Raw genomic sequence first — 21,825 nt, 5'->3', positions numbered from 1 at the left:
CCGGAAAAGCGAGGACTGCGTGGTGCGAGGAGTTGTGGGTCGGCATGAATGATCTGGTGGGGCGCGACCTGGACGGGCATGCCACCCTGGCCGAGCTGGTCGAGCGCAGCGCGCGGCGCACCCCCGACGCGGTCGCGGTGCGGTTCGGCGCGCAGGAGCTGAGCTACCGCGAGCTCAACGAGCGCGCGAACCGGTTGGCGCACCGGCTGATCGCGTCGGGGGTGCGGCCGGGCGACCTGGTGGCGCTGGCGCTGCCGCGCACGCCGGAGCTGATCGCCAGCCTGCTCGCGGTGGTCAAGGCGGGCGCCGCCTACCTGCCGGTCGACCCGGACTACCCGGCGGAGCGGATCGCGTTCATGCTGGCCGATTCCCGGCCCGCGCTGCTGCTGACCACCGCCGAGATCGCACCTGGCCTGCCGGGCTCCGACGCCCCGGTGGTGCTCGCCGCCGACGACGACCGGTTCCCGGCCGAGGACCCGGAACCCCTTGCCACGCCGCAACATCCGGCGTACGTCATCTACACCTCCGGCTCCACCGGGCGTCCCAAGGGCGTCGTCGTGCCGCACGCCGGTGTGGTCAACCACATGCGCTGGCAGGCCGAGGAGTGGGGGCTGCGGGCGGACGACCGGGTGCTGGCGCGCACCGCGATCAGCTTCGACGCGGCCGGGACCGAGGTCTGGCTGCCGCTGATCGTCGGCGCTTCGCTGTGCCTGGCACCGGCCGACGTGGTCCGCGACCCGGAGCGGCTGCTGGACCTGGTCGAGCAGCACGGGGTGACCGTCGCGCAGTTCGTCCCGTCGCTGCTGGCCGTGGCCGCGGGCGTCGAGCTCGGCGGGCGTTCGCTGCGGCTGCGCCTGGTGTTCGTGGCCGGTGAGGTGCTGCCGCCCGCGCTGGCGGCTCGCGTGGTGGAGACCTGGGGCGTGCGGCTGGCGCACCTCTACGGCCCGACCGAGGCGTCCATCGACGTCACCTACTGGGACTACGACCCGGCGATCGGGGACCGCCCGCTGCCCATCGGGCGTCCGCTGTGGAACACCCGGGTGCACGTGCTGGACGGGCAGCTGCGCCCGGTCCCGCCCGGTGAACCGGGCGACCTCTACGTCGCGGGGATCCAGCTCGCGCACGGCTACCTGCACCGGCCCGGCCTGACCGCGCAGCGGTTCCCGGCCGACCCGTTCGGGGCGCCGGGCGAGCGCATGTACCGCACCGGGGACCTGGCCCGCTGGAACGGCGACCAGCTGGAGTTCCTCGGCCGCGCCGACGACCAGGTCAAGATCCGCGGCTTCCGCATCGAGCTCGGCGAGATCGAGTCGCTGCTGGCCGGTTTCGCCGACGTGGCGCAGGCCGCGGTGGCGGTGCGGGAGACCCCGGCTGGCGAGCGCGCGATCGTCGGGTACGTCGTGCCGCGCGTGCCGGTCTCGGTGGACGTCCTGCGCCGCCGGATGGCGGAGGTCCTGCCCGAGCACATGGTCCCGGCTGCGTTCGCCGTGCTGGACGCGATGCCGTTGGCCCCCAACGGGAAGGTCGACCGGCGCGCGCTGCCGGACCCGTGGGCGGCGTCCGGTGACGACGAGGGCGCGGCGCCGCGCGATGAGCGGGAAGCGGCGCTGTGCGAGCTGTTCGCGTCGACCCTCGGGGTGGCGCGGGCCGGCGTGCACGACAGCTTCTTCGAGCTCGGCGGGCACTCGCTGCTGGCCACCCGGCTGGCCACCGCCATCCGCACCGGGCTGCGGGTCGAGGTCGCGGTCCGCGACATCTTCGAAGCGCCGACCGCGGCCGCGCTGGCCGAGCGTCTCGCCGACGCCTCGCCGATCGCCGCGCCGGTCGCGCCGGTCGAGGGAGGACCGGCGCTTTCCGCCGCGCAGCAGGGCTTGTGGTCCCTGCACCGGCTGGAGGGGCCGAGCGCCACCTACAACATCCCGCTGATCGTGCGGCTGGACGGTCCGCTGGAGCAGGCCGCGCTGCGGCAGGCCGTGCAGGACGTGGCCGACCGGCACGAGACGCTGCGGACGATCTTCCCCGAGGACGACGGGCGGCCCCGCCCGGAGGTCTCCGACGTCGCGGTGGACGTCGACTTCCTCGCGGTCGACGAGGCGCGGCTGGAGCAGGAGCTCGTGCAGCAGGCCCGCCACGCGTTCGACCTGCAGACCGAGATCCCGTTCCGGGTGCGGGTGCTCTCCACCGGAGCGCGGCGGCACGTCGTGCTGCTGCTGATGCACCACATCGCCGCGGACGGCTGGTCCGAGCGCCCGCTGGTGCGCGACCTCGCCGACGCCTACCGGGCCCGGCTGGCCGGGGAGGCCCCGCAGTGGGCCGCGCTGCCCACCGACTACGCCGCGGAGATGCGCAGCAGGAGCGCGGCGCTCGGCTCGGCGGACGCGGCGGACAGCCGCCTGTCGCGGCAGCTCGCGTTCTGGGCCGAGCAGCTCGCGGACCTGCCGGAGCTGGTCGAGCTGCCCACCGACCGGCCGCGCCCGGCGGCCGCGACGCACCGCGGTGACGTGCTGCGCGTGCGGCTGGACGCCGAGCTGCACCGGTCGCTCGCGGAGCTGGCCAGGTCCACCGGCACCAGCACGTTCATGGTCGTGCAGGCCGGTCTCGCCGCGCTGATGACCCGGCTCGGGTCGGGCGAGGACGTCCCGCTGGGCACCCCGGTGGCCGGGCGCGATTCGTCCGATGTGGACGACGTCGTGGGCTACTTCGTCAACACGCTGGTGCTGCGCACCCGCACGCACGGCGACCCGTCGTTCCGGGAGCTGCTGGACCGGGTGCGGGAGACCGATCTGGCCGCGTTCGCCAACCAGGACGTGCCGTTCGACCGCGTCGTGGAGGCGGTCAACCCGGCCCGTTCGCTGTCGCACCACCCGCTGTTCCAGGTGATGCTGACCTTCGAGACCCTCGCCGAGGCACGCCCGCAGTTCCCGGACGCGCGGGCCGAGGTGGACGAGGTGTCGATCGGCGTCGCCAAGTTCGACCTCGACCTCCGGCTGCGCGAGCACCACAGCGCGGCGGGCGTGCCGGAAGGTGCGGACGGGATCATCGAGTACAGCACGGACCTCTTCGACCGCGACGGCGTGGCGCTGCTGTGGGAGCGGTTGGCCCGGATGCTGCGCTCGGCCGTCAGCAACCCGGACGCGCGGCTGACCGAGCTGGAGCTCGTCGCGCCGCAGGAGCGCGTCCACGTCATCAGCCCGGAGCAGATCACGGTGCGCGGCATCCGCCTGGACCCGCGCCGCGTGCAGGACGAGCTGCTGGGCCACCCGGCCGTGCGGGAAGCCGCGGTCATCGGCCTGGGCGATCGGCTCGTCGCCTACGTCGTCTCGGACGCCGCGCGCACCGAGGACCTCCGCGGCTACCTCGAACGGCGCGTCCCGTCGTACCTGGTGCCCGCCGACTTCGTCGCGCTCGACGCGCTCCCGCGCGACGCCGCGGGCGACGTCGAGGCGGACCGGCTGCCGGAACCGGTCCGGGACGAGGAGGTCCGCCGACCGCGCACGCCGCAGGAGGTGCGGCTGGCCGAGCTGTTCTCCGAGGTGCTCGGGGTGTCCGACATCGGCGTGGACGAGGGCTTCTTCGACCTGGGCGGGGACAGCATCGTCGCCATCCGCCTGGTCAGCCGCGCCCGCAAGGCGGGGCTGGTGCTCACACCGCGCGACGTCTTCGAGCACCGGACCGTCGCCCGGCTGGCCGCGGTCGCGGCGGAGGACACCGACCGGCCCGTCGCCGCTCCGGCGCCGGACGCGCACGGCGACGTGCCGCTGACGCCGATCATGCGCACCCTGCTGGAACGCGGCGGGGACATCGACGGCTACTTCCAGTCCGCGGTCTTCCGCGCGCCCGTCGAGCTGACCGAGGAACACCTCGCCGCCGCGGTGGAAGCCCTCGTCGCGCACCACGACGTGCTGCGCATGCGGCTCGCCGAGGACCAGCTGGTCATCTCCCGCGACGTCGGCTCCGGGCTGGTGCACCGCATCGACGTCCGCGGCGACGACCTCGACGAGGCAGTCGCGCGCGAGACCGGGAGCGCGCAGGCACGGCTGGACCCGCGTGCCGGGCGGATGCTCCAGGTCGTGTGGCTGGACGCGGGCGAGGAGCCCGGACGGCTGCTCGTCCTCGTGCACCACCTCGCCGTGGACGGGGTGTCCTGGCACATCCTCGGTTCCGACCTGCGCGCCGCCTGGGAGGCGGTGCGGGCCGGGCGGCCGGTGCGGCTGGACCCGGTCGGCACGTCGTTCCGGCACTGGGCGCACGCGCTGCGCGAGGCCGCCGCGTCGAGGCAGCCGGAGATTCCGATGTGGACGGACGTGGTGGCCGAGCGGTCCGAGCCGTTCGGCGAGCTGGTCCTGGACCACACCCGGGACGTCCGGGGCACGTCCCGGACGCTGACCCGCGAACTGCCGACCGAGCTGACCCGGGCGCTGCTCACCGACGTCACCGCCGCGATCCGCGGCCGCGCGAACGAGGTGCTGCTGGCGGGCCTGGCCGCCGGGCTCGGCGAGGTGCAGCACCGCTGGGGCACCGGGGAGACCCGGGTGGTGGTCGAGCTGGAGGGCCACGGTCGCGAGGAGATCGCCGACGGGCTCGACCTGTCCCGCACCGTCGGCTGGTTCACCAGCGCCTACCCGGTCCGGCTGGACGCCGGGGTGCGGCGGCTGGAGGAGCTGGCCGACGCCCGCACCCGCGGCCGGGTGCTCAAGCGCGTCAAGGAGCAGCTGCGCGCGGTGCCGGACAACGGCATCGGCTACGGCGTGCTCCGCGACTCGCTGCCCGGCTGCACCCCGCAGATCGGGTTCAACTACCTCGGCCGGTTCAGCGCGGGCGAGTCCACCGAGGACTGGTCGGTGGTGGGGGAGGCGCTGGGCGGCGGTGCCGACGCCGGGCTGCCGCTGTCCTACCCGCTGGAGATCGACGCCGTCACCGAGGACCGCCCGTCCGGCCCGCAGCTGAAGGTCACCTGCACCTGGGCGGGGGAGCTGCTCGACGAGGCGCGCGTGGCGGAACTGCTGGACGCGTTCTTCGCGGCGCTGCAGCTGCTCGGCGAGCAGCGCACGAGCGCCGGGCTGACCCCGTCCGACCTGCCGCTGGTGTCGCTGTCGCAGAGCCAGATCGAGCAGCTGGAGCAGGCCGGTCCGGTCCGCGACGTCCTGCCGCTCGCACCGCTGCAGGAAGGCCTGCTGTTCCACGCCCTCTACGACGACCAGGCACCGGACGTCTACGCGGTGCAGGAGGTGTTCCGCGTCGACGGCCCGCTGGACGCGGCGGCGCTGCGCGAGGCGGTGGCGGGCCTGCTGCGCAGGCACGACAACCTGCGCGCCGGGTTCCGCTACGAGGGGTTGCCGCGCGCCGTGCAGGTCGTGCCGGACGAGGTCGAGCTGCCCTGGCAGGAGATCGACCTGTCCGGCGCGGACGACCAGCTCGCCGAGGTCGACCGGCTGACCGCCGCCGACCGGGCCCGCCGCTTCGACCTGACCCGGCCGCCGCTGCTGCGGTTCACCCTGCTGCGGCTCAACCCCGGCGAGCACCGGCTCGTGGTCACCAACCACCACATCCTGTTCGACGGCTGGTCCATGCAGTCGCTGCTGGACGAGCTGTTCGCGATCTACCGCAGCGCGGGCGCGGAGCTGGGGCGGGTCACGCCCTACCGCGACTACCTGGCCTGGCTGTCCGACCGGGACCAGACCGCGAGCGCCGAGGCGTGGCGCAGCGCGCTGGCGGGCGTTGAGCCGACCCTGCTCGGCGCCGGTGGCAGCGCCGTGGTCACCCCGGAGCAGGTCCTGCTGGACCTGCCCGCCGACTTCGCCGACCGCCTCCAGCAGTGGATCCGCGGCCGCGGCCTGACGCTCAACACCGCGGTGCAGGGCGGGTTCGGCCTGCTGCTGGCCCGCAACCTCGACCGCGAGGACGTGGTCTTCGGCAGCACCGTGGCGGGCCGCCCGTCGGAGCTGCCCGGCGTGGAGTCGATGATCGGCATGTTCATCAACACCGTGCCGGTGCGCATCCGGCTGCGCGCCGAGGAGTCGCTGGGCGAGCTGCTGGCGCGCATCCAGGACGAGCAGTCGCGCCTGCTGGACCACCACTACCTCGGCCTCAACGAGATCCAGCAGCTGGCGGGCACCGGGGAGCTGTTCGACACGCTCACCGTGATCGAGAACTACCCGCACGAGCCCGGCGAGTCCTGGAGCCCGGCACCCGGCATCGACCTCACGGGCCTGGAGGACCACGACGCCACCCACTACCCGCTGACCCTGTCGGTCATCCCTGGGCGGACCCTGCGGCTGCGGTTCGAGTACCGGCCGGACCTGTTCGAGCGGGCGAGCATCGAGCGGCTCTCGGCGCAGATGTTCGCGCTGCTGCAGGACGTCGTCGAGCGATCGGACCAGCCGGTCGGCGAGACCGGGGTGCTCGCCGCGGCCGAGCGGCTGCAGGTCGCCGGGGCGGCCGACGACGCCGTCGAGCGGCAGGAGGCGGCGCGGGCGCCGCGCACCCCGCAGGAGGAGATCCTGTGCGGGCTGTACTCGGACGTGCTGGGCGTGGCCGAGGTCAGCATCGACGACAGCTTCTTCGAGCTCGGCGGGCACTCGCTGTCGGCGATCCGGCTGCTGAGCAGGCTGCGGTCGATGTTCGGCGTCGAGCTGTCCCTGCGGCACCTGTTCGAGAAGCCGACGGTCGCGGCGCTGGTCGAGGAGTTCGGCACCGCCGGGGACACCCGGGTGGCGCTCGAACCGCGCCCGCGGCCGGAGCCGATGCCGCTGTCGTTCGCGCAGTGGCGGCTGTGGTTCCTGCACCAGCTGGAGGAGAACAGCGCCACCTACACCGAACCGCTGCTGCTGCGGCTGTCCGGGCCGCTGGACCGCGACGCGCTGCGCGCGGCCGTCGCGGACCTGGTCGGCAGGCACGAAACGCTGCGCACCATCTACCCGGAGACCGACGGCACCCCGCACCAGGTGGTGCTGAGCCCCGAGCGGTCCGCACCGGACATCGAGTTCGTGCGCACCGACGAGGCGGGACTCGCCGAGCACCTGCGCGACCTCGGCCGCTACAGCTTCGAGCTGTCCACCGAGCTCCCGCTGCGCGTCTGCCTGTTCGAGCTCGGCGAGCAGGAGCACGCGCTGCTGTTGCTGCTGCACCACATCGCCAGCGACGGCTGGTCGGACGCGCCGCTGAGCCGCGACCTCTCGACCGCCTACGCGGCGCGGCTGCGGGGCGAGGCGCCGGAGTGGTCGCCGCTGCCGGTGCAGTACGCGGATTACGCGCTGTGGCAGCGGGACCTGCTCGGCGACGAGGACGACCCGCAGAGCCTGGTGTCGCAGCAGCTGGCGTTCTGGTCGGAGAACCTGGCCGGGCTGCCGGAGCGGCTGGAGCTGCCCACCGACCGGCCGCGCCCGCAGGTGGCGTCCTACCGGGGCGGCGAGGTCGAGTTCGAGATCAGCGCCGAGCTGCACCGCGGGCTGGTGGAGCTGGCGCGGCAGACCGGGACCACGCTGTTCATGGTCGTGCAGGCCGGGCTTTCGGCGCTGCTGACCCGCCTCGGCGCGGGCACCGACATCCCGCTGGGCAGCGTGATCGCCGGTCGCTCCGACGAGGCGCTGGAGGAGCTCGTCGGGTTCTTCGTCAACACCCTGGTGCTGCGCACCGACACCTCGGGGCGGCCCACGTTCCGGGAACTGCTCGGCCGGGTGCGCAAGAACGACCTGGCCGCCTACGCGCACCAGGACGTTCCGTTCGAGCGGCTGGTGGAGGTGCTCAACCCGCCGCGCTCGATGGCGCACCACCCGCTGTTCCAGGTCATGGTGCTGTTCCAGAACAACGCCGAGGCGGAGCTGGACCTGCCCGGGCTGCGCGCCAGCTTCCACGACATCGGCGCCGGATCGTCCAAGTTCGACCTGGACTTCGACTTCCGCGAGGACTACGCCGCGGACGGCACCCCGCTGGGCATGGCCGGGCTGATCGAGTACGCCACCGACCTGTTCGACCGCGACACGGTGCAGGCGATGGGGCAGCGGCTGGTCCGGCTGCTGTCGGCCGTCGTGGCGGACCCGGAACGCCGCGTCGACGACATCGACCTGCTCTCGGCCGCCGAGCGCCGCGCGCTGCTCCCGGCGGTGCCGGACAGCGAGCTCCCGGCGGCCACGATCCCCGAGCTGTTCGAGGCGCAGGCGCACCGCGTCCCGGATGCCACCGCGCTGGTCTTCGAGGACACCCGCCTGACCTACGCCGAGCTCAACGCGCGGGCCAACCGGCTCGCGCGGGTGCTCGTGGAGCGGGGCGTCGGCCCGGAGCACGTCGTCGCGCTGGCGCTGCCGCGCTCGGCCGAGCTCGTGGTGGGGCTGCTCGCCGTGCTCAAGGCCGGGGGCGCGTACCTGCCGGTGGACCCCGGTTACCCGGCGGACCGGATCGAGTTCATGCTCGCCGACGCCGAGCCGACGATCCTGCTCGCCGACTCGTCGTCCACACTGGACACCGACGTTCCCCGGCTGGTGCTGGACGAGCTCGACCTCGCCGGGCGCGACGCGAGCGACCTCGGTGCGGTCGCCGGTCCGGACAACGCGGCCTACATCATCTACACCTCGGGCTCGACCGGCCGCCCGAAGGGCGTCGTCGTGCCGCACCGCAACGTGCACCGGCTGCTGACCGCCACCGACCACTGGTTCGGCTTCGACGAGCAGGACGTGTGGACGCTGTTCCACTCCTACGCGTTCGACTTCTCGGTGTGGGAGCTGTGGGGACCGCTGCTGGGCGGCGGTCGCCTGGTGGTGGTGCCGCACCTGACCAGCCGCTCGCCGAAGGAGTTCCTGGAACTGCTGGTGCGCGAGGGCGTCACGGTGCTCAACCAGACCCCGTCGGCGTTCCACCAGCTCGTCCAGGCCGACCAGGAGAACCCGGAGCTCGGCGACCGGCTGGCGCTGCGGTACGTGGTCTTCGGCGGCGAGGCGCTGGAACCGGCCAAGCTGGCCGGGTGGTACCAGCGCCACGGCGAGGACGCGCCGCGGCTGGTGAACATGTACGGGATCACCGAGACCACCGTGCACGTCACCTACTTCCCGCTGGTGGCCGCGCACACCGCCGAGCTGCGCAGCCCGATCGGCGAGGCCATCCCGGACCTGGGGCTGTACGTGCTCGACGGCTCGCTGCAGCCGGTCCCGCCCGGCGTGCCCGGTGAGCTGTACGTCTCCGGCGCCGGGCTGGCGCGCGGGTACCTCGGCCGGGCCGGGCTGTCGGCGCAGCGGTTCGTCGCCGACCCGTTCGGCCGCGCGGGGGCGCGGATGTACCGCACCGGGGACCTGGTGCGGTGGAACGCCGAGGGCGTGCTGGAGTACCTCGGCCGGGCCGACGACCAGGTCAAGATCCGCGGGTTCCGCATCGAGCTGGGCGAGATCGAGGCGCAGGTGCTGGCGCACCCGGCGGTGGCGCAGGCCGCGGTGGTGGTCCGCGAGGACAAGCCCGGCGACAAGCGCCTGGTCGGCTACGTCGTGTCCGGCGAGCCGGTCGACCCGGCCGACGTGCGGCGGCACGTGGCCGCGGCGCTGCCGGAGTACATGGTGCCCGCGGCGGTGGTGCAGCTGGACGCCCTTCCGCTGACCGCCAACGGGAAGCTGGACCGCAAGGCGCTGCCCGCGCCGGACATGTCGGTGCTGGCCGGTGGCCGCGCGCCGCGCGACCGGCGCGAGGAGGTCCTCTGCGGACTGTTCGAGGACGTGCTTGAGGTCTCCGGGATCGGCATCGACGACAGCTTCTTCGACCTGGGCGGCCACTCGCTGCTGGTGACCCGGCTGGTCAGCCGGATCCGCTCGGCCTTCGGCGCCGAGCTGCCGCTGCGCGCCCTGTTCGAGACGCCGACGGTGGCCGGGCTCGCCGACCGCCTGGACGCGGCCGAGCGCGCCCGGGTGGCGCTGCGGCCGATGCCGCGTCCGGACCGGATGCCGCTGTCCTACGTGCAGGAAGGGCTCTGGTTCCTGTCGCGGTTGGAGGGCCCGAGCGCGACCTACAACGTGCCGCTGGTGCTGCGGCTGACCGGTGAGCTCGACGTCGTCGCCCTGCGCACGGCGTTCGCCGACGTCGTCGCGCAGCACGAGTCGCTGCGCACGGTCTTCCCGGAGCACGGCGGTGTTCCGCACCAGGTCGTGCTGCCGCCGGAGCAGGCGCAGCCGGTGCTCGAGGTCGTCGAGATCGACGAGGCCGGGCTGGACGAGGCGCTGCGCGAGGCGTCGCGGTACCACTTCGACATCACCGCCGAGCTGCCGATCCGCGCGTGGCTGTTCTGCCTGGGCGGTGACCGGTACGCATTGCTGCCGCTGATGCACCACATCATCAGCGACGGCTGGTCGGAGTCGTTGCTGGGCAACGACCTCGCCACCGCCTACACCGCCCGCTGCCGCGGTGCCGCGCCGGAGTTCGCGCCGCTGCCGGTGCAGTACGCGGACTACACGCTGTGGCAGCGCGAGCTGCTCGGCGACGTCGCCGACCCGGACAGCGCGATCAACCGGCAGATGGCGTTCTGGGCGGAAGCGCTGCGCGGGCTGCCGGAGAAGATCGAGCTGCCCGTCGACCACCCGCGGCCCGCGGTGGCGACCTACCTCGGCGACGAGGCGCCGCTGCGCATCGACGCCGAGCTGCACCGGGCCATCGACGAGGTGGCGCGCAGCACGAACACGACGCAGTTCATGGTGATCCAGGCCGGTGTCGCCGCCCTGCTGACCCGGCTGGGCGCGGGCGAGGACATCCCCATCGGCACCCCGGTCGCGGGCCGCACCGACGAGGCGCTGGAGGACCTGTTCGGGTTCTTCGTCAACACGCTGGTGATGCGCACCCGCACGCACGGGAACCCGTCGTTCCGGGAGCTGCTGGACCGGGTGCGGGAGACCGACCTGGCCGCGTTCGCGCACCAGGACGTGCCGTTCGAGCGGATCGTGGAGGCGGTCAACCCGACCCGTTCGCTGGCCCACCACCCGCTGTTCCAGGTGATGCTGACCTTCGAGAACTTCGACGAGGTCGAGGTGGAGCTGCCCGGGCTGGAGGTGGAGCTGGAGGACGTCGTCGCGGGCGTGGCGAAGTTCGCGATGGACATCCGGTTGCAGGAGCGCTACGCCTCGGACGGTGCGCACGCCGGGATCGTCGGCGAGATCGAGTACGCCACCGACCTGTTCGACCGCACCACGGTCGACGCCTTCGGCGAGCGCCTGCTGCGGCTGCTGCGCAGCGCCACCGCCGACCCGGGACGACGGCTCGGGGACCTGGACGTCCTGGCGCCCGAGGAGTTCCCGGCACCGGACGCGCGGCAGCTCGTGCTGGACGAGGCCGGGCGCCCGCTGCCGCCGGGCGTGGTCGGCGAGCTGCACCTGGACGGGGTGGCGACCGGCGCCCGCGCGCGCCGCAGGGGCGAGGAGATCGAGGTCGTCGCCCGCCCCGGCCGGTGGGTGCAGGTGCGCGGGATCGGGGTGTCGCTGGACGAGGTCGAGCAGATCCTGTCCGCGGCCGGGCCGGTCGCGGTGATCGCCGACGCCGACGGGCAGCTGATCGCCTACGCCACCGATCCGGCGGCGGTCGGCGCGCACGCCGAGACGGCGCTGCCGGAGTACATGGTGCCCTCGCGGTACTTCGCGCTGGACGCGATCCCGGTGGACGCGGCGGGCGAGACCGACTACGCGGCGCTGCCCGCGCTGTCGCGCCGCGCCGGGCGCAAGGGGCCGCGGTCGCCGCGCGAGGAGATCCTGTGCGGCCTGTTCGGCGAGGTGCTCGGGTTGGACCGCCCGGTGGCGGTCGACGAGAGCTTCTTCGAGCTGGGCGGGCAGTCGCTCTCGGCGATCCGGCTGCTCAGCCGGATCCGCGCCACCTTCGGCGTGCAGCTGTCGGTGCGCGCTCTGTTCACCGAGCCCACGGTGGCCGGTGTCGTCGGTCGCCTGGACGACGCGGCGGACGCTCCGCGCACCCCGCTGACCGCCAAACCGCGGCCGGAGCGGGTTCCGCTGTCGTTCGCGCAGCAGCGGTTGTGGTTCCTGTCGCGGTTGGAAGGCCCGAGCGCGACCTACAACGTGCCGATCGTGCTGCGGCTGACCGGTGAGCTCGACGCCGCCGCCCTCGAAGCGGCGGTCCGGGACGTGTTCGAGCGGCACGAGAGCCTGCGCACGATATTCCCGGAGGTGGACGGCGAACCGCACCAGGTCGTCGTGGACGCCTTCCCGGGGCTGCGGATCGCGCGGGTGGCACCGGCGGAGCTGACCGCCGAGCTGACCGCGGAGTCCCAGCACGCCTTCGACTTCACCGCGGAATGCCCGCTGCGGGCAACGCTGTTCGAGGTCGACGAGCGCGAGCACGTGCTGCTGCTGTTGCTGCACCACATCGCCACCGACGGCGGCTCGGAGGAGCCGTTCGCCCGCGACCTGTCCGCGGCCTACGCCGCGCGGCTGCGGGGCGAGGCGCCGGAGTGGTCGCCGCTGCCGGTGCAGTACGCCGACTACACGCTGTGGCAGCAGGAGCTGTTCGGCGGCGAGGACGACCCGGACAGCCTGGTGTCCAAGCAGCTCGCGCACTGGCGGTCGGCGCTGGCCGACCTGCCGGACGTCCTGGAGCTGCCGACCGACCGGCCGCGGCCCGCGGTGGCGTCCTACCAGGGCGACGAGCTCAACTTCGTCATCCCCGCCGAGCTGCACGCGGACCTGCTGGAGCTGGCGCGCAAGACCGACACGACGCTGTTCATGCTGGTCCAGGCGGCGCTGGCCGCGCTGCTGACCCGGCACGGCGCGGGCACCGACATCCCGATCGGCACGCCCGTGGCGGGCCGCGACGACGAGGCGCTGGCGGACCTGGTCGGCTTCTTCGTCAACACGCTGGTGCTGCGCACCTCCACCGCCGGTGACCCGACGTTCCGGGAGCTGCTCGGCCGGGTGCGCGACGCCGACCTGTCGGCGTTCTCCCACCAGGACGTGCCGTTCGACCGGCTCGTGGAGGAGCTGAACCCGGTCCGCGCGCTCGGCCACCACCCGCTGTTCCAGGTGATGATGGTGGTCGAGAACGACGCGGAGAACAGCTTCGCGCTGCCCGGCCTGCGGGCCGAACCGCTCGACGTCGAGATGTCCGCCGCCCGCTTCGACCTCGTGTTCCACCTGCAGGAGCGCCGCGGCGGCGGCATCAGCTGCGACTTGGAGTACGCGGTCGACCTGTTCGACCGGGCCACCGCGGACAAGCTGGCGCGGCGGCTGCGGGCGCTGCTCGACGCGATGGTCGCCGACCCGGACGCGCGGCCGAGCGAGGTCGCGCTGCTCGACGAGGACGACCTGGCCGTCGTGCTGCCCCCGGTCGCGGCCGCGACCGAGGCGCCGGAGATCGCGGTCGCCGGGATCGACCCGTCCGTCGTGGACGGTGGGGTCGCCGCGCCGGACGAGGTCTCCGGCAGCGCCTCGGACCTGCTCGGCTGGCTGGACTGGGACGAGGTCGAGGAGGTCGTGCTGTCCGGCGACCTGCTGGACCAGGTGTGCCGCGTCGCGCTGGAGCAGGAGTTCGTGCCCGCGACGCTCAAGCGGCTGGTCGGCCTCGGCGCGACCGCTGACCTGACCGCCTTCCGGCAGCGCTTCCCGGACGTCGCGGTCGAGTTCTGGCGCGGTTGGCCGGAAACCGGTGTGATCACGACCGGCGAGCACGGTGCCGAGCGCCCCGCTCCGGGCGTCGCGGTCTACGTGCTCGACGACCAGCTCCGGCCGGTCCCGCCCGGCGTGTTCGGCGAGGTCCACGTGAGCACCGCTCGGCTGCGCGACGGGATCGAGAACCCCTTCGGCACGGCCGGTCCGCTGATGGTCGCGACCGGGGAGCGCGCCCGCTGGCGCGCTGACGGCCTGCTGGAGTTCCACGTCGAGCAGGCCGCGGTCGAGGCGGTGCACGAGGACCGCGAGCCCACGCCGGAGGAGGCGACCCTGCGCGGGTTGTTCGCCGAGGTGCTGGGCGTCGAGGAGATCGGCCTGCACGACAACTTCTTCGCCTTCGGCGGTCACTCGCTGCGCGCGACGCAGCTGACCGGCCGCCTTCGCGCCGCCTTCGGCGTGGAGGTCCCGGTGCGCGCGGTCTTCGAGTCGCCGACCGTCGCCGGGCTGGCCGCGCGGCTCCCGAGCGCGGGCGAAGCCCGCCCGGCGCTGGGCCGGATGCCGCTGCCCGAGCGGGTCCCGCTGTCGTACGCGCAGCGGCGGCTGTGGTTCCTGCACCGGCTGGAGGGGCCGAGCCCGACCTACAACATCCCGCTGGTGCTCAAGCTGTCCGGGAAGCTGGACGTGGCGCAGCTGCGGCGGGCGTTCGCCGACGTGGTGGCCCGGCACGACAGCCTGCGCACCCTGTTCGCCGAGACCGACGGCGTGCCGCACCAGGTGGTGGTGGACCGCGAGCCGGTGTTCGAGGCGGTGCCCACCGCGGCGCTGGAGGCGGACCTCGTCGAGGCCGCGCAGTACGCCTTCGACCTCGGATCCGAGCTGCCGGTCCGGGCGACGCTGTTCAGCGAGGACGACTCGACGCACGCGCTGCTGGTGCTGCTGCACCACATCGCCGCGGACGGCGGTTCCACGGAACCGCTGCTGCGCGACCTGGCGGCGGCGTACTCCGCCCGCGTCAGCGGCGGCCTCCCGGACTGGGAGCCGCTGCCGGTGCAGTACGCGGACTACACGGCGTGGCAACGCGAACTGCTCGGCGACGAGGACGCGCCGACCGCCCTCGCCGAGGCCCAGGTGGCGTTCTGGCGCGAGCAGCTGGCGGGCATCCCGGACCGGCTGGAGATCGCCACCGACCGGCCGCGCCCGACCACCGCGAGCTACCGCGGCGGAGCCGTCGACGTCCGGTTCGACGCGGACCTGCACCGGTCCATTGTGGATTTGGCGGCGTCTCGCGGGGTGACGGTGTTCATGGTGCTGCAGGCCGGTTTGGCCGCGGTGCTGTCGCGGTCGGGTGCTGGTGTTGATGTTCCGATCGGTACTCCGGTGGCGGGGCGTTCGGATGCGGCGCTGGAGGGCCTGGTCGGGTTCTTCGTGAACAACCTGGTGCTGCGCAACGACTTGTCGGGCGATCCGACGTTCGAGGAGTTGCTGGGCCGGGTTCGGGAGACGAACTTGGCGGCCTACGCGCATCAGGACGTGCCGTTCGAGCGGTTGGTGGAGGTGCTGAACCCGGCGCGGTCGCTGTCGCACCACCCGCTGTTCCAGGTCATGATGACCGTCCACGACGCGGGTGCCGACGACCTCGACCTGCCCGGGCTGCACGCGGAGGTCGAGGGCCTGGACACCGGCGCGGTCATCATGGACCTGTCGCTGGAGCTGCGGGAGACCTTCGACGCGGCGGGCGACCCGGCCGGTATCGAGGGCGACCTGGAGTTCGCCGCCGACCTGTTCGACCCGAGCACGGCGGAGTCCCTCGTCGAGCGCTTCCAGCGGCTGCTGCGCGACGCCCTGGCGAACCCGCAGCGCACCACCGCCGAGCTGGAAGTGCTGTCCAGCGACGAGCGGGAGCAGCTGCGCACCTGGAACGACACCCGCCGCGACGTCCCGGACGAGACGTTCATCGAGCAGTTCCAGACCCGCGCCGTGGAGAACCCGGAGGCGTGCGCGCTGATCACGGCAACGCAGCAGCTCAGCTACCGCGAGCTCGACCAGCGCGCGAACCGGCTGGCCCACCACCTGATCGGCGCGGGCGCACGCCCCGAGACCGTGGTGGCGGTGGCCCTGCCCCGCACGCCCGAACTGCTGGTGACGCTGCTGGCGGTGGCCAAGGCCGGAGCGGCGTACCTGCCGATCGACCCGAACCACCCGGCCGAACGGCTGGCGCACGTCCTGCACGACGCCGGACCCGCGATCCTGGTCACCGACGGGGCCACCCAGGTCCCGGCGCCGGAGGGGACGCGGCGGGTGCTCGTCGAGGAGGTCGACCTCGCCGCGGAGAGCGCGGAAACCCCTGCTGTGGCGAAGGAACCGCAACACCTCGCGTACGCGATCTACACCTCCGGCTCCACCGGTCGCCCCAAGGGCGTGCAGGTGACGCGGGCGAACCTGGACAACTTCCTGGCGTCGATGCGCGAGGACGTCGGCCTGGCCGCCGATCACCGGATGCTCGCGGTCACCACGGTGTCGTTCGACATCGCCGGGCTGGAGCTGTACCTGCCGCTGGCGGTCGGCGCCACCGTCGTCCTCGCCGACGAGGACACCGTGCGCGACCCGCGGGCTCTCGGCGCGCTGATCGAGCGGACCGGCGTCACCCACGCGCAGGCCACCCCGTCGCTGTGGCACGCGCTGGTGACGGGTGCGCCGGAACACGTGCGCGGCCTGCGGGTCCTGGTCGGCGGCGAGGCGCTCCCGGCGCCGCTGGCCGAGCAGCTGGTCGAACTCGGCGGGCGGGTCACCAACCTCTACGGCCCGACCGAGACCACGATCTGGTCGGCTTCGGCGACCGTCGACCGCGTCGACGGCGCACCGCCGATCGGGCGGCCGATCGCCAACACCACCGTGCGCGTGCTCGACGCCCACCTGCGGCCGGTCCCGGTCGGGGTGCCCGGCGAGCTCTACATCGGCGGCCTGGGCGTCGCCCGGGGCTACGCCAACCGCGCCGGGCTCACCGCGGAGCGGTTCGTGGCCGACCCGGCCGGTGCTCCGGGGGAGCGCATGTACCGCACCGGCGACCTGGCCCGGTGGCGCGCGGACGGCCAGCTCGAGTACCTGACCCGGGTGGACGACCAGGTGAAGGTCCGCGGGTTCCGCATCGAGCTGGGCGAGATCGAGGCGTGCCTGGCCGACCACCCCGGCATCGCGCAGGTCGCGGTGGCGGTGCGCGACCAGCGGATCGTCGCCTACCCGGTGCCCGAGTCGGGTGCGGAGCCGGACGTCGACGAGCTCCGGGAGCTGGCGCGGCGGCGGCTGCCCGAGTACATGGTGCCCTCGGCGTTCGCGGTGCTCGACGAGCTGCCGCTGACGCCCAACGGCAAGCTGGATCGCAAGGCGCTGCCGGAACCGGAGCTCACCGGCACCGGGCGTGCCCCGCGCAACCGGCGCGAGGAGGTCCTCTGCGGCCTGTTCGCCGAGGTGCTCGGCGTCGCCGAGGTGGGCATCGACGACGGCTTCTTCGACCTGGGCGGCCACTCGCTGCTGGCCACCCGGCTGATCAGCCGGATCCGCGCGGAGTTCGCCGTCGAGCTGCCGATCCGCGAGCTGTTCGTGCAGCCCACCCCTGCCGGGCTGGCGGGCGCGCTGGACGCGGCCGGCGGCGCGCGCTCGGGCCCGGTCGCCGGACCGCGCCCGGCACGGGTGCCGCTGTCGTTCGCGCAGCACCGGCTGTGGTTCCTGCACCGGCTCGAAGGGCCGAGCGCGACCTACAACATGCCCTTCGTGCTGCGGTTGTCCGGTCCGCTGGACGTCCCGGCACTGCGCGCGGCGTTCCACGATGTGGTCGGCAGGCACGAGAGCCTGCGGACCGTCTTCCCGGACGCCGACGGCACACCGCACCAGCTCGTGCTGTCCGAGGCGGAGGCGGTGTTCGAGGTCCGGGAGACCGACCCCGAGCGCGAACTGGCCGAAGCCGCGCGGCGACCGTTCGAGATCGGCACCGAGCTGCCGATCCGCGCCACGCTGTGGCGCACCGGCGGTGACGGGCACGTCCTGCTGCTGTTGCTGCACCACATCGCCGGGGACGGCTGGTCGCAGGGACCGCTGCTGCGCGACCTGTCCGAGGCGTACGCGGCGCGGCTGCGGGGCGAGGCGCCGGAGTGGGCGCCGCTGCCGGTGCAGTACGCGGATTACGCGCTGTGGCAGCGGGACCTGCTGGGCTCCGAGGACGACCCGACGAGCCTGCTGTCCGGGGAGGTCGAGTTCTGGCGGAGCGCCCTGGCCGGTCTGCCGGAGCGCATCGAGCTGCCGACCGACCACCCGCGCCCGGCGGTCGCCTCGCACCGCGGCGACCTGCTCGAGTTCACCTTCGGCGCCGACCTGCACAAGTCCATTGTGGATCTGGCGGCGTCTCGCGGGGTGACGGTGTTCATGGTGCTGCAGGCCGGTTTGGCCGCGGTGCTGTCACGCCTGGGTGCTGGTGTTGATGTTCCGATCGGCACCCCGGTCGCCGGACGTTCGGATGCGGCTGTGGAGGACTTGGTCGGGTTCTTCGTGAACAACCTGGTGCTGCGCAACGACCTCTCCGGCGATCCGACGTTCGAGGAGTTGCTGGGCCGGGTTCGGGAGACGAACTTGGCGGCCTACGCCCATCAGGACGTGCCGTTCGAGCGGTTGGTGGAGGTGCTGAACCCGGCGCGGTCGCTGTCGCACCACCCGCTGTTCCAGGTCCTGCTGGACCTCCAGGACAGCGGCGGCGAGGTGGCGCTGCCCGGCCTGCACGCCGAGCTCGAAGGTGCTGGGACCGGGGTCGCCAAGTTCGACCTCGCGTTCAGCCTCGAAGAGGGCCCGCGCGGTGTGGAAGGCGTCGTCGAGTACGCCACCGACCTGTTCACCGCCGACACGGTGCGGTCGATCGTCGACCGCTTCGAGCGGCTGCTCACAGCGGTCGCGGCCGACCCCGGCCGCCGGATCGGCGAGGTCGAACTGCTCGGCGCGGCCGAACGCGAGCGCATCCTGACCGGGTGGAACGACACCGCGCACCCGGTGGAACCGCGCACCTTCCCGGAGCTGTTCGCCGAGCAGGTGCGCAGCCAGCCGGACGCGCCCGCGGTGGCGTTCGAGGACACCACCCTCGACTACGCCGAGCTCGACCGGCGCGCCAACCAGCTGGCGCACTGGCTGATCACCCGGGGTGCCGGGCCGGAGCGGCTGGTCGGCGTCGCGCTGCCGAGGTCGGCGGAGCTGGTGGTGGCGCTGCTGGCGGTGCTCAAGACCGGGGCGGCGTACCTGCCGATCGACCTGTCCTACCCGCGGGAGCGCATCGAGCACATGCTCGCCGACGGCGGGCCGGAGTTCGTCCTCACCGACATGGGCAGCGCCGACTCCCTCGCCGGTACCGACGTCCGGCTGGTCGTGCTGGACGGCGAGGACACCGCGGCAGCCCTGCCGGGCCTGCCGGACACCGAGATCACCGCCGCCGACCGGGGCGAGCTGCTGCCGTCGGCCGCGGCGTACGTGATCTACACGTCCGGCTCGACCGGCCGCCCGAAGGGCGTGGTCGTGACCCACGGCGGCATCGCGAGCCTGCTGACCGCCCAGCGCGGGACGCTCGGCGTGGACAGCACCAGCCGCGTGCTCCAGTTCGCGTCGCTGAGCTTCGACGCGGCGGCGTGGGAGATGTGCATGGGCCTGCTGTCCGGCGCCTGCCTCGTGCTGGCCCCGGCGCACCGCCTGCTGCCCGGCGACGCGCTCGCCGAACTCGTCGCGCAGCAGCGGGTCACGCACCTGACGCTCCCGCCGACCGCGCTGGGCGTGCTGCCCGACGACGCGCTGCCGCCGGGCACGACGCTGGTCGTCGCGGGGGAGGCGTGCCCGCCGGCGCTGGTGGCGAAGTGGTCGCCGCAGCGGCGGATGATCAACGCCTACGGCCCGACCGAGACCACCGTGTGCGCCACGATGAGCGCGCCGCTGGCCGGGGAGATCGCGCCGCCGATCGGGCGGCCGATCACCAACGCCCGCGTGCACGTGCTGGACGCGGGGCTGCGCCCGGTGCCGCCGGGCACCGTCGGCGAGCTCTACGTCTCCGGCGCCGGGCTGGCCCGCGGCTACGCGGGCCGCGCCGGGCTGACCGCGGAGCGGTTCGTCGCGAACCCGTTCGGCGCGCCGGGCGAGCGCATGTACCGGACCGGTGACCTGGCGAAGTGGACCGCGGCGGGCGAGCTGGAGTACGTCGGCCGCGCCGACCACCAGGTGAAGGTGCGCGGGTTCCGCATCGAGCTGGGCGAGGTCGAGGCCGTGCTGGACCAGCACCCCGACGTCGCCAGCAGCACGGCGCTGGTGCGCGAGGACACCCCGGGCGACAAGCGGTTGGTCGCCTACGTCGTGCCGGGCGGTGCCCGCCCCGAGCCCGCCGAGCTGCGGTCCTTCACCGCGACCCGGCTGCCGGACTACATGGTGCCGTCGGCGTTCGTGCTGCTCGACGAGCTGCCGCTGCTGCCGAACGGGAAGGTCGCGCGCAAGGAGCTGCCCGCGCCGGACTTCGTGGCCAGCTCCGGCGCGGCGCCCCGCACCCGGCGCGAGGAGGTCCTCTGCGGGCTCTTCGCGGAGATCCTGCGGGTGCCGTCGGTGGGCATCGACGACGGGTTCTTCGAGCTGGGCGGGGACAGCATCCTGTCGCTGCAGCTGGTGTCGCGGTCCCGCCGCGAGGGCCTGGCCATCAGCCCGCAGGACGTGTTCCGCCTCCGCACGGTCCGCAAGCTCGCCGAGGTCGCGGGCCCGGACCAGCACGCCGAGGAGGAGGCCGGGGCCGGGATCGGGGAGTTCCCCGCGACGCCGATCATGCACTGGCTGCGCGAGCACACCGAGGACTTCGCGGGCTTCAACCAGTCGATGCTGATCCGGGTGCCCGCCGACCTCGGCGCCGACCGCCTGGCCGCGGCGGTGCAAGCGCTGCTGGACACCCACGACGCCCTGCGGCTCCGGCTCAACCCGGGGTGGCGGCCGGAAGTGCTGCCGGTCGGTGCGGTCCGCGCGGCCGACCTGATCGAGCGGGTCGACGTCGAGGGCCTCGACCCCACCGCCCGCGCCGAGGTCGCCCGCCAGCGCGGCACCGCCGCCCGCGACCGGCTGTCCCCGGCCGACGCGGTGGTGGCGCAGTTCGTGTGGTTCGACGCCGGGGCCCGGGAACCCGGACGGCTGCTGGTGGTGGTCCACCACCTCGCGGTCGACGGGGTGTCCTGGCGGGTGCTGCTGCCGGACCTGGCGGCGGCCTGGCACGGCGGCGGCGACGCGCTCGAACCGGTGCGGACCTCGGTCCGCAGCTGGGCGCAGCGGCTCGTCGCCGAGGCCACCAGGCCGGAGCGGGTGCGCGAGCTGGAGCTGTGGCAGAACGTGCTCGGCGCACCGGGCACCCGGCCGCAGCCGGGCACCGAGGCGGACGAGCTGGAGCTGGCGCTGTCCACTGCGGACACCGAAGCGCTGCTCACCGCGGTGCCCGCCGGGTTCCACGCCGGGATCGACGACGTGCTGCTGATCGCGCTGGCCATCGCCGTGCTCCACGTGCGCCGCGCCCGCGGCGGAGCGGACACCGGCGTCGTGGTCGACGTCGAGTCGCACGGCCGGGAACCGGTGGTGGACGGCGACCTGTCCCGCACCGTGGGCTGGTTCACCGACCTGCACCCGGTGCGCCTCGACCCAGGGCCGGTGCGCACCGACGAACTGCTGACCGGCTCGGCCGCGCTCGGCCAGGTCGTCAAGCAGCTCAAGGAGCAGCTGCGGGAGATCCCGGACCACGGCATCGGCTACGGCCTGCTGCGCCACCTCAACCCGCGAACGGCGGCGGAGCTGGCCGGACGTCCGGTGCCGGAGATCGGGTTCAACTACCTCGGCCGCTTCCAGGGCGGGGCCGAGCAGCACGACTTCGCGATCGCCGACGACCTGCCGACGCCCGCCGGGCGGGACCCGCGCATGCCGCTGCCGCACGCGGTGGAGGTCAACGCGGTCACCGAGGACACCCCCGACGGGCCGCGGCTGACCGCCACCTGGACGTGGGCCACCTCGCTGTTCGACCGGTCGCACGTGGCGGAGCTGGCGGACTGCTGGGCGGCGGCGCTGCGCGCGCTGGTCGAGCACGTCGCCGATCCCGGCGCGGGCGGCCACACCCCGTCGGACCTGTCGCTGGCCGGTCTGGGCCAGGACGAGATCGACGAGCTGGAAGCAGAGCTGGGGCTGGAATGACCCCGAAGACCCACCGCTGCCCGGCAGC

General features: G+C 73.9%; 1 protein-coding gene. It reads left to right on the top strand.

Annotated features, from left to right (window positions below; translation table 11 throughout):
- Positions 1-44 precede the first annotated feature (44 nt).
- Entirely contained in the window at positions 45-21,797 is a 21,753-nt protein-coding gene (locus F1721_RS35310) for a non-ribosomal peptide synthase/polyketide synthase (RefSeq protein ID WP_150066370.1), read from the top strand.
- Positions 21,798-21,825: the final 28 nt, after the last annotated feature.

The sequence above is a fragment of the Saccharopolyspora hirsuta genome (assembly GCF_008630535.1).
Taxonomy (GTDB): domain Bacteria; phylum Actinomycetota; class Actinomycetes; order Mycobacteriales; family Pseudonocardiaceae; genus Saccharopolyspora; species Saccharopolyspora hirsuta.
This window is presented reverse-complemented; position numbering and strand designations above follow the sequence as displayed.